At 69.3% G+C, this 14,321-nt stretch carries 11 protein-coding genes and 1 pseudogene; 5 read left to right on the forward strand and 7 right to left on the reverse strand.

Annotation, left to right across the window (positions count from 1 at the left end; translation table 11 throughout):
- Positions 1 to 4: 4 nt before the first annotated feature.
- Positions 5 to 1,635: pseudogene (locus G5C60_RS21895) on the forward strand (IS200/IS605 family accessory protein TnpB-related protein).
- A gap of 13 nt (positions 1,636 to 1,648) precedes the next feature.
- Here the strand turns inward: G5C60_RS21895 and G5C60_RS21900 are convergent.
- Positions 1,649 to 2,398 carry an SDR family NAD(P)-dependent oxidoreductase gene (locus tag G5C60_RS21900; protein ID WP_165261889.1) on the reverse strand — a complete coding sequence of 250 codons (750 nt, stop codon included), beginning with the start codon at positions 2,396 to 2,398 and terminating at the stop codon, positions 1,649 to 1,651.
- Positions 2,399 to 2,526: 128 nt separating this feature from the next.
- On the opposite strand from G5C60_RS21900, the gene G5C60_RS21905 reads away from it, so the two are divergent.
- Positions 2,527 to 2,961, forward strand: coding sequence for an Rrf2 family transcriptional regulator (locus G5C60_RS21905; RefSeq protein ID WP_165261891.1), 435 nt, complete (start codon positions 2,527 to 2,529; stop codon positions 2,959 to 2,961).
- A gap of 163 nt (positions 2,962 to 3,124) precedes the next feature.
- Here G5C60_RS21905 and G5C60_RS21910 read toward each other — a convergent pair whose 3' ends face one another.
- The 4 genes from G5C60_RS21910 to G5C60_RS21925 all read right to left on the reverse strand — a co-directional run bounded on the left by G5C60_RS21910 (position 3,125) and on the right by G5C60_RS21925 (position 8,534).
- Entirely contained in the window at positions 3,125 to 4,156 is a 1,032-nt protein-coding gene (locus G5C60_RS21910) for an FAD-binding oxidoreductase (RefSeq protein WP_165261893.1), read from the reverse strand.
- A complete protein-coding gene (locus tag G5C60_RS21915) occupies positions 4,153 to 5,442 on the reverse strand; it encodes an aromatic ring-hydroxylating oxygenase subunit alpha (RefSeq protein ID WP_165261895.1) in 1,290 nt (429 codons plus the stop codon). The genes G5C60_RS21910 and G5C60_RS21915 overlap by 4 nt, the downstream gene beginning before the upstream one ends.
- Positions 5,443 to 5,495: 53 nt before the next feature.
- Positions 5,496 to 7,556: an oxidoreductase gene (locus tag G5C60_RS21920; protein ID WP_165261897.1), complete on the reverse strand. Its 2,061-nt coding sequence runs from the start codon at positions 7,554 to 7,556 to the stop codon at positions 5,496 to 5,498.
- Between the two features lie 195 nt (positions 7,557 to 7,751).
- Positions 7,752 to 8,534 carry an IclR family transcriptional regulator gene (locus G5C60_RS21925; protein ID WP_206439831.1) on the reverse strand — a complete coding sequence of 261 codons (783 nt, stop codon included), beginning with the start codon at positions 8,532 to 8,534 and terminating at the stop codon, positions 7,752 to 7,754.
- A gap of 309 nt (positions 8,535 to 8,843) precedes the next feature.
- On the opposite strand from G5C60_RS21925, the gene G5C60_RS21930 reads away from it, so the two are divergent.
- The 3 genes from G5C60_RS21930 to G5C60_RS21940 are packed head-to-tail and all read left to right on the forward strand — an operon-like array spanning position 8,844 to position 11,894.
- A complete protein-coding gene (locus G5C60_RS21930; RefSeq protein ID WP_241266971.1) occupies positions 8,844 to 9,998 on the forward strand; it encodes a quaternary amine ABC transporter ATP-binding protein in 1,155 nt (384 codons plus the stop codon).
- On the forward strand, positions 9,991 to 10,926 hold the full coding sequence (locus G5C60_RS21935) for an ABC transporter permease (protein WP_165261901.1): 936 nt from the start codon (positions 9,991 to 9,993) through the stop codon (positions 10,924 to 10,926). Before G5C60_RS21930 ends, G5C60_RS21935 begins: the two co-directional genes overlap by 8 nt.
- Before the next feature lie 38 nt (positions 10,927 to 10,964).
- A complete protein-coding gene (locus G5C60_RS21940) occupies positions 10,965 to 11,894 on the forward strand; it encodes a glycine betaine ABC transporter substrate-binding protein (RefSeq protein WP_165261903.1) in 930 nt (309 codons plus the stop codon).
- An 89-nt stretch (positions 11,895 to 11,983) separates the two neighbouring features.
- Here G5C60_RS21940 and G5C60_RS21945 read toward each other — a convergent pair whose 3' ends face one another.
- A complete protein-coding gene (locus tag G5C60_RS21945; protein WP_241266970.1) occupies positions 11,984 to 12,433 on the reverse strand; it encodes a DUF6336 family protein in 450 nt (149 codons plus the stop codon).
- Between the two features lie 347 nt (positions 12,434 to 12,780).
- A complete protein-coding gene (locus G5C60_RS21950) occupies positions 12,781 to 14,139 on the reverse strand; it encodes an alkaline phosphatase PhoX (protein ID WP_165261905.1) in 1,359 nt (452 codons plus the stop codon).
- Positions 14,140 to 14,321: the final 182 nt, after the last annotated feature.

A 14,321-nucleotide genomic window follows, 5' to 3' on the forward strand; every position in this document is an offset into this window, starting at 1 on the left:
ACATATGGGCGGGCTGCGGGAGTTGGCGGCACCGTTCGTGGTGCCCGGCCCGGCCGGGGTGGCGATCCGGGATCGGCTGCGGGTGAGCGAGTCGGATGCGGCGGTGCTGGCCGAGGTCGGAGCGTTCCTCGGTTCGCTGGCCTGCGGTGATCTCGCGGAACGCTCTCGGCAGGGGCTGGCGCACGATGCGGCCGGGTGGGCGGTGCGTAAGCGGGCGCTGACGGGCAGGTCGTCGGCGCGCTGGGCGGGCAGTATCACCAAGGCCACCCACGACCAGTGGGCGCTGGCGAGGCGCGGGCAGGCCGCCCATATGGGCTGGCTGCGGGGGCAGATCGTCGCCATCGAGGCGCGGCTGGCTAGGCCGCTGGGTGCCAAGGCGGACAAGCGGGAGGACCTGGTGCGCGGCTACGGCTCGCGTAGTGAGTGGCGTGCCAAGTCCCGCCGTCTGCACGCCCTGAAGGACCGGCTGGCGGGGGTGGAGGCGGACTGGGCGGCGGGCCGGGTGCGCGTGGTGCGCGGCGGCAAGCGCCTTGCGCACGCCCGTCACCACTTGGCGGCGGCCGGGCTGGACGAAGCGGCGTGGCGACAGCGGTGGCGGGCGGAGCGGATGTTCCTGGCCGCGGACGGGGAGTCCGGCAAACGGTTCGGCAACGAGACCCTCCGCGTCACCGACACCGGACAGCTCTCCCTCAAGCTCCCGGCTGCGCTGGCCCACCTGGCCAACGCACCGCACGGCCGGTACGTCCTCGACGCGACCGTACGGTTCCAACATCGGGGTCAGGAATGGCGGGATCGGGTTACCGCGAACCGGGCAGTGGCCTACCGCATCCACCACGACATCGCGCGCGGCCGCTGGTATGTCACCGCGTCCTGGCAGCGTGCTGCCGCCCCGGTCCTGCCGCTGGAGGCGGCGTTGGCCCGGGGTTGGTGGGGGTGGACATGAATGACGACCATCTCGCTGCCTGGCGTCTGGATGTGCACGGCAACCCGGTCGGCGAGCCGCAGCGTTTCTTCTACGACCTCTCGGGCAGCGCGGAACACCGGGATGCGCAGATCCGGCATGCGCTGAGCCGGCTGCTGGTCTACAGCCGCCGTTGCGGGGCCGCCGCGATCGCCCTCGAGGACCTTGACTTCGCGGCGGAGAAAAGCCGGGAGCGGCATGGCCGCAACAAACGCTTCCGGCGGCTGCTCTCCCGCTTCCCCACCGCGAAACTCAGGGCCCGGCTGGTGTCGATGGCTGCCGAGCAGAACGTGGCCGTCGTCGCGGTGGACCCGGCGTACACCAGCCGGTGGGGTGCCCAGCACTGGCAGAAACCGCTGACCACCCCACGATGTACACCGTCCCGGCACGATGCGGCGAGCATCGCGGTCGGGCGACGCGCCCTCGGGCATCCGATCAGGCGACGGACGGCACCGCCCCACGACGACCGGAGTGATCGTCGTGGGCATCGGACCGTCCAGGCCGGACCGGGCACCCGGCGGCGTGAGGGACCCCGTCCCCGTATCCCTGGACCACGGACAAGATCCGTGTCACCGGACGCGGAGCGAAAGCGGGCGACCAGGACATCCAACACCGTTCGGGATGTCCGCAGTGACCAGGTATGGGTCCAAGACTCACTCCTGCTCACTGATTAGGAACGGTTCGGGTTCAGGCGTTGTAGCCGCCGTGGGCGTCCAGCACCGCGCCCGTGACGTACGACGCGGCGGGGCTCGCCAGGAAGGCGATCGCCGCGGCGATTTCGTCGGGGTGCCCCATGCGTTGCAGGGACAGCGAGCCGAGCAGGACCTTGAGGGTCTCGGGGTCCGGCGGTTCCATGCCGCCCTCCATCAGTCCGGCCTCCACGACGTTGGCCGTGATGTTCCGGGGTCCGAGGTCGCGTGCGACGCCCATGGTGTACCTCTCGATGCCTGACTTGGTCGCCGAGTAGTCGGCAAGGCCGGGGGCGCCGACCCGGGAGCCCAGTCCGGAACTCACCGTGATGATGCGGCCGCCCGTGCGCAGCACTCGGGAGGCGGCCCGGATGACGGAGATCACGCCGAGGTAGTTGGTGGCGTGCATCCGGTCCAGTGCGGCGGTGTCGGCGTCCGGGTCGTCCACCGTGCCGGCCGCGGGGATCGCCGCGTTGTTGACGAGGATGTCCAGGCCGCCGAAGTGCGCGACCACGTCGTCGATCAGCGCCGGCGCCCGGCTCGTGTCCGCCTGGTCGGACTGGAAGGCGACGGCCTTGGCTCCCTTGCCGTGCACCTCGTCGACGACGGCCTGCGCCTGCTTCTCGGAGCTGACGTAGGTGAAGGCGACGTCGGCGCCCTGCTCGGCCAGCAGCCGTACGGTCGCGGCTCCCAGTCCGCGCGACCCTCCGGTGACCAGGGCGACCTTGCCCGTGAGTGGCTTGCTCATTCTTCTCACCTCGTTGATTGACCCTTCCTGGCAGTCGCAACACTAATTGTTACGACAGGCTGTCGCAACCTTCACTGTTACGACTGCGCTGTCGTAACATGAAGCGTTGCGGCCGGGAGGAGGAGTCCATGAGCGCCAACAGCAGGCTGACCATCGCCGCCCACGCGCTGGCCTGGATCGGCCTCTACCAGCGCCAGGGCCATGAGGTCGCCACCTCCGAGCAGATCGCGACCAGCGCGAACACCAACCCCGTGGTGATCAGACGGCTGCTCGGCGAGCTGCGCAGGGCCGGGCTCGTGGAGTCCCGGCGGGGCGTGGGTGCGGGCTGGTCGCTGGCACGCGAGCTGGAGTCGATGACCCTGCTCGACGTGTACGAGGCAGTGGAACCCGGCCCGCTGTTCGCAATGCACCGCACCACCCCGGACCAGGGATGCGTGGTGGGTCACGGCATCCAGCCGGCAATGCAGAGCATCTACGAGGGCATCGAGGAGACCGTGAGACACGAGCTGGCCCGCGTCACGCTCGAGAACGTACTCCGGGACGTACTCGCGGCACCTCGCTAGCCTCCCTGTCACGCCCTACCGCAGCCGCCCATGCCCGGGGGTGGCCCGCTCCGGCGTCGACGGCGCCGTAGTGCTCGACGGCCGCGCGGGCGCGGCGGATGTCCGTCGTTCACAACCTGGGTCGTTCACAACCCGGGCCGGGTCGCGTCGTGTTGTCGTGTCCTCACGCGTCGATCGCGAGGTCTTCCAGCGGTTTTGAGCAGCAGAGCAGGATCTTGTTCTGGGTGATCTCGCGTGGCCGGATGCCTCCGTTGTGCTGCATGTCGACGGAGCCGGAGAGCAGGGTCGTCTTGCAGGTGCCGCACATGCCCTGCGCGCACGAGGCCGGCAGGCTGAGGCCGGCTCGGGACGCGGCGGCGAGGAGCGAGGTGTCGGCGTCGCACTCGATGGTGCGTCCACTGCGGGTGAACTCGACCTTGAAACCCGCACTCGTGCCGGCGGCGGAGGCGTCTGTCGACGCGGTCGGCGCCTCGAAGGTGAAGCTCTCCTCGTGGTAACGCTCCATGTCGAGGCCCGCGTCCGACAGCATGTGCCGTACGGCGGCCATGTAGGGGGCGGGTCCGCAGGTGAAGACCTCCCGTTCGCGGAGGTCCGGTGCGACCTGCCGGAGCGTCTCGATCGTCAGTCGGCCGCGGTATCCGCCCCAGGGGGCGTACGGGCGGTCCTCCTCGCAGATGTGGACCACCCGGATGTTCGGCGCGGTCGCGGCGATGAGGTCGAGTTCGTGGCGGAAGACGATGTCCGCCGGGGTGCGGGCGCTGTGCACGAACACCACGTCGGCGGGGTCGGCCAGGTCGTACAGCGTCCTGGTCATCGCCATCGACGGCGTCACCCCGACGCCCCCGGACAGGAAGAGGTACTTGGGCGCGGGATGCCGGGCCGTGGAGAACTCGCCGAGCGGTCCGCGCGCCCGCACGGTGTCGCCGGGCTTCAGGTGGTCGTGCAGCCAGTTCGACACGAGGCCGCCGGGCACGCGCTTCACCGTGATCGAGAGCAGGAAGGGGCGGGTGGGCGGTGAGGAGATGGTGTAGCAGCGCTGGACCGGCCGGCCGTCGATGTCGAGGGCCAGTGTCAGGAACTGGCCCGGCTCGTGCCGGAACAGCCGGGGTTCGGCGTACTCGAACACGAAGGTGGTGACGTCGTGGGTGAGCGGGTGGACCTGACGGCACACCAGCAGTTCTTCGGTCTCGGTCATCGCTGCCGCTCCAGGTGTGACAGGTGTGCCAGGTGTTCCTTGAGCCGGGTCACGTACCAGTTGACGAACGCCTCGACCTGTTCCTCCGTCGGGCCGTACGGGCCGGGCAGGTAGGCCGGGCTGCTGATGCCCTGATGGGCGCGGGCGACGAACACCGCGTCCTGGTCGTTCGTGGCCTTCCACACCTTCGTCAGCGTGTCGAGGTCGTAGTCGCTCCCCTCGACGGCATCGGCGTGCACGAGCCAGGTGGTGCGGACGAGGGTGCGGTCCGGGGCGAGCGGGATCGCGGTGAAGGTGACCGCGTGGTCGGCCATGAGATGGAACCAGGAGTTGGGCTGCAGATGCAGGGACAGCCGGCCCAGGCGAGCGGTGGGGAAGTCCGCCAGCGGGCGCTTGCAGGCGGCCGTACCGTCCTGGGTGTAGGACTCCCCGGCCCCGTCGAGGGGCTCGCGCTGGACACGGAAACCCGTGGTACGGGTGTCCAGTTCCTCGATCGCGGCATACGGCAGGCCGAGCGACTCGTAGGTCGTGCGGGCGTCCGCGTCGGCCTGTAGGTAGCGCTCGTAGGCCGGCCGCAGCGTCGGAGGGAGGTTGTGCTCCTCGTAGCCGTAGGTGGGGAAGTAGCAGGCCTGGAGTTCGGGGTGACCGCCCGCGCAGTGGTAGCACTCCCGGTTGTTCTCCATGGTCAGCTTCCAGTTGCCGTTCTCGACCAGGTCGATCTGCGTGGCGACCTTCGCTTTGCCCAGGTTGTGCGGTGCGAGGTACGGCTCGACGCGGGCGGCGACCTCGTCGAAGTCGTCGGGCGGCGTCTCGGCCAGGCAGAGGAAGACCAGCCCGGCCACCGTGCGCACGTGCACGGACCGCAGCGAGAAGCATTTCGGGTCGAAGCCGGGCGCCTGGGACTCGGCGTGCAGCAGTCTGCCGTCCACGCCGTACGTCCACCGGTGGTACCCGCAGACGATGTTGCCCACCGAGCCGCGCTCCTCGTTCAGGATGCGCGCGCCGCGGTGGCGGCAGACGTTGTGGAAGGCCCGTACGTCCTCGTCGTCGTCGCGGACGACGATGACCGAGTACGGCCCGATGGTGACCGTGACGTAGTCGCCGGGCTCGGGAAGCTCCGCCTCGGCGGCGACGAACAGCCAGTGCCGGGCGAAGACGGCCTCGATGTCGAGGCCGAAGAACTCCTCGCCGACGTAGAAAGGGGCTTCGAGGCTCTGCCCGAGGGGACGTCGGGCAATGAGGTCGGCTGGGGCGCGCACCTCGGCGGCTGGTGTCACTGCGTTCATCTCATCTCTCCAGCAGGACTCAGGAGTTGACGGGTTGATGTGGTCAGAGGCGTTCAGACCGGCAGACACAGCCGTAGCGCGTCGTAGATCGCGGCGTGGATGTTGCGGGCGGCGACGGCGTCTCCGATGCGGAACAGCTGGTAGCGGCCCGCCTCGTTGCGGACCACCGCTTGTTCCTCGTGCGCAAGCAGGGCGCGGTGGTCGACCTCGCCGAGGTTGGTCGAGCCGGGGAGGAGTTCGACGTACAGCTCGTCGTTCGGCAGCGTCCCGTGCTCCACGACCACCTGGTCCACGATCCGCTCGGTCTCGGCCTCGGTGTACTCGCTGTAGAGGGTCGCGGCGAGCCGTCCGTCCTCGGTGCGGCGTACGGAGCGCAGCCGCTGGGCGAGCGTGGTGACGACCTCGTGTGCGGTGAAGGCCCGCAGGTAGGCGGGGGAGTTCATGCTGCCGACGTCGGGGGCGAGGGTGCGCTCCGGAGTGACGTACTCGATCCAGGCGCCGGATGTCGTGAGGACCTCCACGGCGTCCATGGCCGGGTAGCCGCCGTGGTCGTCGTAGACGAGGATCTCGCCCCGCGGGCGCCGCAGTGAGCCCGTCATCACGTCCCAGGTGTCGAAGACCAGCCCCTCGCCCTCGGTGAGGAAGCTGCGGTTGGGTGTACCTCCGGTGGCGACGATCACGAGGTCGGGGTGTTCGGCGAGGACGTCGTCGGCTTCGGCATACGTTCCCAGGCGCAGGTCGACGCCGAGATGCTTGCACTCCGCGAGACGCCAGTCGACGATCTGGATCAGGTCACCCCGGCGCGGGTTCGACGCGGCGAGTCTGATCTGTCCGCCGGGCTGGTCGCTCGCCTCGAACAGGACGACGTCGTGGCCGCGTTCGCCCAGCACACGCGCCGCTTCCAGGCCGGCCGGACCGCCCCCGGCGACCACTGCCTTCCTGCGGCGGCCGATGGTGGGGGAGATGAGATGCGGTACGTGGAGTTCGCGGCCGGCTGCCGGGTTGTGAACGCACTTGGTGTCGCCGGAGTCGTAGATCGCGTCGAGGCAGTAACTCGCCCCGACGCAGGGCCGGATGCGGTCCTCCTGGCCGGCCTTCACCTTGGCGACCAGGTGCGGATCGGCGATCTGCGCGCGGGTCATGCCCACCAGGTCAAGGAGTCCCTCGCGCAACGCATGCCTCGCGGTGGCGACGTCGGCGATACGCGCCGCGTGCATCACGGGGATGGAGAGCCGTCGCTTGATCTCGCCGGTGAAGCCCAGGTACGGCCCGAGCGGGGTGCCGATGGACGGGATGGTCTTCGCCAGGGAGGCGTCGCTCTCGAGAGAGCCGTGGATGGCGCTGATGAAGTCGATGCCGTCGGCGGCGTACTGCTCGGCGGCGGTGAGTGCCTCGTCGAAGGCGAGACCGGGGAGACCGCCGGGGTGCGCCTCGTCGAGCGACATCCGGATGCCGACGACGAAGTCGGGGCCGACGGCTTCGCGGACGGCGAGGATCACCCGGCGCGGGAACGCCATGCGGTTCTCCAGGCTGCCGCCCCACTCGTCGTCGCGGTGGTTGGTCGCGGGGGAAAGGAAGCTGTCCAGGAAGTGGCCGTATGCCTCCAGCTCGATGCCGTCGAGGCCGCCCTCCTGGCAACGAAGCGCCGCGGCGGCGTAGTCGGCGGCGATCCGGTCCAGGTCCCAGGCCTCGGCGGCTTTCGGGAAGGAGCGGTGCGCGGGTTCGCGCAGCGGTGAGGCGGAGACCACCGGCAGCCAGTCACCGGTGAAGTTGCTGGTGCGGCGCCCGAGATGGGTGACCTGGCACATCACCGCCGCCCCGGCTTCGTGCAGGTCGTCGGCGAGCCGGCGCAGCCACGGCACGATCTCGTCGCGGTACAGGAGCAGATTGCCGAACGCGGGCGGACTGTCGGGCGAGACCACCGCCGAGCCGCCGATCATCGTCAGGCCGACCCCGCCCCGCGCCTTCTCCAGGTGGTAGGCCCGGTAGCGGTCCTTGGGCATGCCCTCTTCGCCGAACGCGGGTTCGTGGGAGGTGCTGACCACGCGGTTGCGCAGGGTGAGGTGCTTGAGCTGGAAGGGCTGGAGCAGGGGATCCAGGGTGGTTGAGGGCACAGCCGCTCCTCGGGGACGCGCCGGACGGTGTCTTCGCCTGCTGGTTTCGCTATGCGAAACGACACCGTGATACGAGACAGATAGTGAAGCTGGGAATCCCCGGCCGTCAAGAGCCCCCTGCAAGAGCCCCCTGTCTGTCTCGGTGTCTGTCCCGGTTGTCTGTCTCGCTGCGTGGCCGGACCGGCGACGCCCGGCTCAGCCGCGCTTCACGTACCCCCGGCGCCAGGAGATCTTCGCGCCGGCCTTCATCACCTGTTCCGCGAGACCGGGAATGGTGTCCTCGTTGATCCGGAAGGTCGGCCCGGACAGTGTCACGGCCGCGATGACCTGGCCGTTCAGGGAGTGGATCGGGGCAGCGATGGCAGCAAGGCCTATCTCGTGCTCCTCGCTCGTGGTGGCGTAACCGCGCTCGCGGACCGCTTCGAGCTCCGCCGCGAGACGCGTCGGGTCGACGATGGTGTGCGGGGTGTACTGCTTCGGCCGCTCCGCGAAGATCTCCTCGATCTCCTCGGGGGTCATGTGCGCCATGAAGAGCTTGCCCGCCGAAGTGGCGTGCATCGGGGAGCGCCGGCCGACCCAGTCGATGCTCATGATCGACGAACCGATCGCCTGGTCGATGCTGATCACGTCGTCGCCGTCCCGGATCGCGACGTTCACGGTGTCGCCTACGGTCGCGGCCAACTCCTGGCAGACGGGGTGGCTCAGTACGGCCAGATCGTTCACCTTGCTCGCGCCGCCCGCGAGTTCGACCATCGTGTACCCGATGCGGTACCGCCCGCGCTCGGTGTCCTGCTCGACCATGCCCCGTGACTCCAGGGTCGCCAGCAGCCGGAACACGGTCGACTTGTGGATGGCCAGTTCATCGGCGATCTCGGTCACGCCGCTGGGGCCCCGCTTGGCCAGCACCTGAAGGATCGATACCGCCCGGTCGACGGACTGCACCGAGTGATCACGTGGGCGGCTGCCGTTGCTGGTCATGGCGGAAGAGTAGTCGAGCGGCAGTCGCTGTCGGCGAGCCCCTGGCCGCCTGGTTTCACCCGGTGCCGCGGCCGCATGCGACCACTGGACGCGCGCCTTCCCGTTGGACGCGCGCCTTCCCGCGACGGTCGTTCCGGGGTTAATTCGCCGTTTCCTTCCTCCGGGGGCCTTGACGGGTTGCCCGACGCGGGGACATCGTTCGTACCGCATTCGTACCGCATTGCACATAAGTTTTGCTATGCGAAACAACCTCGACCTTCCGCCCCGCGCGGACCCCGGAGGTGGGGCACGGTGATTGAGGCATCTCGGCTGAAAAAGGTGTACGGCTCGGCATCCAAATCCGAATCCGAGTCCGACGGAGTGCACGCGGTCGACGGCGTGACGTTCGACGTGGCGCCAGGAGAGCTCTTCGTGGTCATGGGGCTGTCGGGTTCCGGCAAGTCGACCCTGCTCCGCATGCTGAACCGGCTGGTGGAGCCGACCTCCGGTGAACTGCGCGTCGACGGCCGCGATGTGCTGACGATGGGTGACGCGGACCTCCGGGAGCTGCGCAACCGCAAGGTCAGCATGGTCTTCCAGCACTTCGCGCTGTTCCCGCACCGCACGGTCCGCGAGAACGCCGCTTACGGCATGCGTCTACGAGGAGTCGCCGAGTCCGAGCGACTCGACCGCGCCGACTGGGCGCTGCGGACGGTCGGCCTCGGTGACCGGGGCGATGCCTTTCCAGCTGAACTGTCCGGTGGTCAGCGGCAGCGTGTGGGTCTGGCCCGCGCGCTGGCCACGGACGCCGAGATCCTCCTCATGGACGAGCCGTTCAGCGCGCTCGACCCCCTGATCCGCCGCGACATGCAGGACCTGCTGCTGACGCTGCAGCGGGACCTGCGCCGCACGATCGTCTTCGTCACCCACGACCTCAACGAGGCGATGCGCCTCGGCGACCGGATCATGGTCATGCGGGACGGACGCGTCGTACAGCTCGGAACCGCGACCGACATCCTCCACACGCCCGCCGACGACTACGTCCGCGACTTCGTCTCCGACGTCGACCGTTCACGCGTGCTGACCGCGAGCGCCATCATGCGCGAGCCGCTGATGACGGCGAGCGCGGACGACGATCCCCAGGACGTCCTGAGGAGACTGTCGAACATCGAGGCCGCAGGGGTCTACGTACGGGACTCCGGACGCATCGCCGGAGTGGCGCGCGACGACCTGCTCGCCCAGGCGGTCCGGGAGGGCCGTACCTCCCTGCGCGAATGCCTGGTCGACGAGTACGAGCGGACCGGCCCCGACACCCTGCTCGTCGACCTGTGCCCGCGGGTCGGACGGCACGCCGTGCCCCTTGCCGTCACCGACGACGACGGCCATCTCCTCGGTGTCGTCCCCCGGGCGGCACTCCTCACGGCACTGTCCGACCCCCGGAAGTCGGACGCGACCGATCCCCGGAGGGAGGCGGCGCATGTCTAGCCCCTTGTTCACCATCGACCTCGGTACGCCGGTCAGTTCCGCCGTCGACTGGCTCACGCAGCACCTGGGCGGCGTCTTCGACGCCATCTCCTCGGTGATGACCGAGCTGGTCAACGCCGTGCTCTTCGTCCTCACCGCACCGCATCCGCTCGTCATGACAGCGGTGTTCACGGTGCTCGCGTTCCTCGCCCGCAAGTGGGGCTTCGCCGCCTTCACCGTCGTCGCCTTCCTCCTCATCCAGGGCATGGGCCTGTGGACCGAGGCGATGCAGTCACTGGCAGTCGTACTCGTCGCCTCCGTCCTCGCCGTGGCCATCGGAGTGCCGATCGGCGTGTGGGCCGCCCGGGGCCGGGTGGCCAGCGCCGTCGTCCGGCCGGTGCTCGACTTCATGCAGACACTGCCGGTGTTCGTCTACCTCATCCCGGCCGTGTTCTTCTTCGGCATCGGCCTCGTCCCCGGAGTCGTCGCGACCACCGTCTTCGCCGTCCCGCCCGCCGTCCGCCTGACCGAACTGGGCATCCGGCAGGTCGACAAGGAGGTCGTCGAGGCCGCGCACGCCTTCGGCGCCAAGCCCCGCCAGATCCTGCGCGAGGTCCAACTCCCGCTCGCCCTGCCCTCGATCATGGCCGGCGTCAACCAGGTGATCATGCTCGCCCTGTCCATGGTGGTCATCGCCGGCATGGTCGGCGCCGCCGGCCTCGGCACCGTGGTCGTCCGCGGCATCAGCCAACTCGACGTGGGCGTCGGCTTCCAGGGCGGACTCGCCGTCGTCTTCCTCGCCATCTTCCTCGACCGCGTCACGGGCGCGCTGGCCACGCCGAGGCGACGCCGGGGCCGCACTCGGCCCACCTCGGCCGCCGACGCCACATCCGCTCCCGTCTCCGTCTCCGTCCCCGCCCCCGAATCCGCCGTCGCCGCTTCGGCGTGAAGACTCTCTGAGACTGCCTGAGAACAGGAAAACCGCTCATGAACCGCACCTCACGCCGCTCCCGCGGCTCGCTCCTCCTCGGCTGTATCGCCGCCGTACTCACTCTGGTCACCACCGCGTGCAGCGGAGAGACCGCAAGCGTGGACTCCGGCTCCGGCTCCGGCGGGGGGAGCGACGACTCGAAAACGGTGAAGATCGCCGTCGTCGAGGGCTGGGACGAGGGCACCTCCGCCACGTACCTCTGGAAGGAGATCCTCGAAGAGAAGGGCTACAAGGTTGACGTCCAGTCACTGGACGTGGCCAGCACCTTCACCGGCGTCGCGAACAAGCAGGTCGACCTCTACCTCGACGCCTGGCTGCCCAGCACCCACGAGTCGTACTGGAAGAAACTCGGCTCCAAGCTGGAGGTCACCTCCACCTGGTACGCACCGGCCGACCTCAATCTGACCGTCCCCACATACGTCAAGGACGTCAACTCGATCGCCGACCTCAAGGCGCACGCCTCCGAGTTCGGCGGCCAGATCGTCGGCATCGAGGCGGGCTCCGGCCTGATGCGGCTCACGCGTGAGAGCGTCATGCCCGCCTACGGTCTCAAGGACGACTACCAGCTCACCGAGAGCAGCAGCTCCGCCATGCTCTCCGCGCTGCAGAACGCCATCGCGAAGAAGAAGCCGATCGTGGCCACCCTGTGGCGACCGCACTGGGCGTACGCCAAGCTGCCGCTGAAGGTCCTCAAAGACCCCGAGGGCGCATACGGCGCCCCCGACAAGGTCCAGGCCATCGCCCCCAAGGGCTTCGCCGCCGACCACCCCGAACTGGCCGGCTGGCTCAAGAACTTCAAGCTCACCTCGGCCCAGCTGGGCAGCCTCGAACTGCTGCTTCAGGAGAAGGGCTCGGGCCATGAGCAGGAAGCCGCGAAGGAGTGGATCGGTGAGAACAAGCAGCTGGTCGACTCCTGGCTGAAGTGAGCCGCACAGGGAGAAGACCGTGCCGGGTGGTTCGGACCGGTCTTCTCCCTGTGCGGAGCGCAAGGGGGGCCGAGCCACGTCGAAGGTGTTCAGCTGCCGTACAGCCAGCTGTCGTACGCGGCGTTGTCGACCAGGTGGTAGAGCCCGAGCGCGCCGGGGAAGAGCACAAGGGCGAGGACTCCAGCTCGTAGGAAAACCGGCGCCACGATGGTGACGCTTTCGGACTGGCCGGTGATCGTGCGCCAGTCGCGCAAGCGTCTGATGTCGCCCGAGCAAGCCGCCCAAAAGCCGCCTCCGACGACGATCCCCACCCCGGCGAAGACCATGGAGAACCCTGCCACCACGGCAAGGAAGGTCTCGCGGTCATGATGGTCGGCGACGAAGAGTGCGCCCACGCAGAGCAGGGCGACAGCGGCGATACCCTGCACCGCTCCTCGCACCACGACCCCCTTGAAGCGCAACCGTGGCAGACGTACGCCCTCCTCGTCCGTGGCCCGTTGTGGGGCCTGCTGTGCTCCGGTGCGTTGTGTACGCGTCATGGGCGGCAGGCTATCCGGGAGTGGAAAGCCGCCGACGTCCCCACGCGGCAAGGCTCGCGTACACCCCTTGTCACAGTGGCCGCCCCGCGTTTCATGCCGCTCAGCGCCGAGCAAGAACGGCACGCCGTCGATAGTGAGGATGCTCTGGGCCGGGTCCGGGTGTACGGGAGCGCGTCGAGGCCACCCCCCCCACCATGGTGATGCTCGGCGGGGCGTGCGGTGTCCACGACGCGTCCCTGGTCGAGATGGTCTCCGGCACCATCCTTTCTTGCCTGGTGCACGGATGGCCGGCTCAGGTCACGTTGAGCCGCGGCAGCACCGTGCGGCCGCAGTGTCCGGCTGACGGCTCAGAGGGCGCCCTGGGTCCAGGGGCCGGTGATCGCGAAGGTGATGCCGGGGGTCTGGATGTTCACGAACAGCCAGTTGCCGTGCTTCGGTTCGAACACCGAGCCGGCCCACTCCGAGCCCCTGTGGTCGCCGGCCGGGACGTTCTTGCCGGCGGTGCCGCCGCGCAGGTCGACGTTGTTGGTGGCGAAGCGGAAGATCTCGCCCTGCGCAGTCAGTCCGTGGACGTACTCGGTGCCGCCGCCGTCCTCGCAGAGCAGCAGGCCGCCGCGGGGGCTGACGCACATGTTGTCCGGTGCGTTGAGCACGTCGGCGCCGGGGGAGGCGAAGAGCACCCGGAACTCGTCGGTGGCGGGGTCGAGTTCGAAGACCTGGCCCTGGCGGGCCGGTCCGCCGTCGGTCGTGATCACGTAGATGCGGTCGTTGCCGTACCAGGCGCCCTCGAGACGGCTGAACACCGCGGCGCCGTTCGCCTGCGCCTGGACCCGCACCGTGTCCGTGGCCGGGTCGACGTCGTCCACGGGCACCCAGGAGACGGTGCCGTACGCCTTCTCGCCGTCGAGGCGGGTGTCGTACGTCGTCGTGCCGATGCGCATGGCCTCCAGCCGGCCGCCCTTGGACAGGTCGCCGGGCACCGCCGGTACGAAGCGGTAGAGCGAGGCGTCGCCGCGGTCCTCGGTCTCGTAGACGTAGCCGGTCGCCGGGTCGATGGCGATGGCCTCGTGGTTGAACCGGCCCATGGCCTTGTAGGGCTCGGGGTTGCCCTTGCCTTCCGAGGCCACTTCGAAGATGTAGCCGTGGCGCTTGCCCGCAGTGGTGGAGAAGGTTTCCTCGCAGGTGAGCCAGGTGTTCCACGGGGTGGCGCCGCCGGCGCAGTTGCGGATGGTGCCGCCGAGGCTGCCGTAGGACTCCAGCCATTGCCCGGCGTCCGGGTCGAAGACCAGGGTGGTGGTGCCGCCGCCGGCCTCGGGGTTGTAGGCCGGGGCGGTGAAGGCGGGGCCGACGCCGCGCTCGTGGTTGCGGACGAGGTGGACCCGGTCCCCGTAGCGGAAGGCCGCCATGCCGTCGTGCGCGCCCGGGGTGCGCACCCCGTCGTCCATGAGGTCGTTCGTCCAGCCGTAGGAGATGTACTCGAAACCGCGCGGCAGTTGCAGCAGTTCCAGACCGGTTGCCTGGTCCTTGACCGGGCGCAGCGGGCCGTACCCCGCGTCGAATTCCAGCTTGGCCGGCGCGGCTGCCGCAGTCCGTGCCGCGAGGGCCTGGAACGGGACAGACGCGGCCGCGGCCACCGCAGCCCCGCGCAGAAGGGTGCGTCGTTCAAAACCGGAACCGGTCGGTCTTCCGTTGGACTTGCCTGTCATGGGAGTCCTCTCGATGCAACGGACCGGGGGGCGGCGACCGTCACCCTAGGACCGAGCCCATGGTCCGATTCCCAACGGAAGGTGATCGTTGGGAGAACCTCTTCCAGGTCCCAGCGGACCAGGCGGTTCGTACGCCGGTCAGTGGCTGTCGGCGGGTTCGCCGCTGAGCGTCGTGTGGATGC

Origin of the sequence: Streptomyces scabichelini (assembly GCF_011045015.1) — a bacterium.
GTDB lineage: Bacteria > Actinomycetota > Actinomycetes > Streptomycetales > Streptomycetaceae > Streptomyces > Streptomyces scabichelini.

Excerpts from the sequence above, each read along its gene's own strand:
- G5C60_RS21900 (WP_165261889.1), bottom strand. The coding sequence starts at position 2,398 with ATGAGCAAGCCACTCACGGGCAAGGTCGCCCTGGTCACCGGAGGGTCG.
- G5C60_RS21905 (WP_165261891.1), top strand. The coding sequence starts at position 2,527 with ATGAGCGCCAACAGCAGGCTGACCATCGCCGCCCACGCGCTGGCCTGG.
- G5C60_RS21910 (WP_165261893.1), bottom strand. The coding sequence starts at position 4,156 with ATGACCGAGACCGAAGAACTGCTGGTGTGCCGTCAGGTCCACCCGCTC.
- G5C60_RS21915 (WP_165261895.1), bottom strand. The coding sequence starts at position 5,442 with ATGAACGCAGTGACACCAGCCGCCGAGGTGCGCGCCCCAGCCGACCTC.
- G5C60_RS21925 (WP_206439831.1), bottom strand. The coding sequence starts at position 8,534 with ATGACCAGCAACGGCAGCCGCCCACGTGATCACTCGGTGCAGTCCGTC.
- G5C60_RS21935 (WP_165261901.1), top strand. The coding sequence starts at position 9,991 with ATGTCTAGCCCCTTGTTCACCATCGACCTCGGTACGCCGGTCAGTTCC.
- G5C60_RS21940 (WP_165261903.1), top strand. The coding sequence starts at position 10,965 with ATGAACCGCACCTCACGCCGCTCCCGCGGCTCGCTCCTCCTCGGCTGT.
- G5C60_RS21945 (WP_241266970.1), bottom strand. The coding sequence starts at position 12,433 with ATGACGCGTACACAACGCACCGGAGCACAGCAGGCCCCACAACGGGCC.
- G5C60_RS21950 (WP_165261905.1), bottom strand. The coding sequence starts at position 14,139 with ATGACAGGCAAGTCCAACGGAAGACCGACCGGTTCCGGTTTTGAACGA.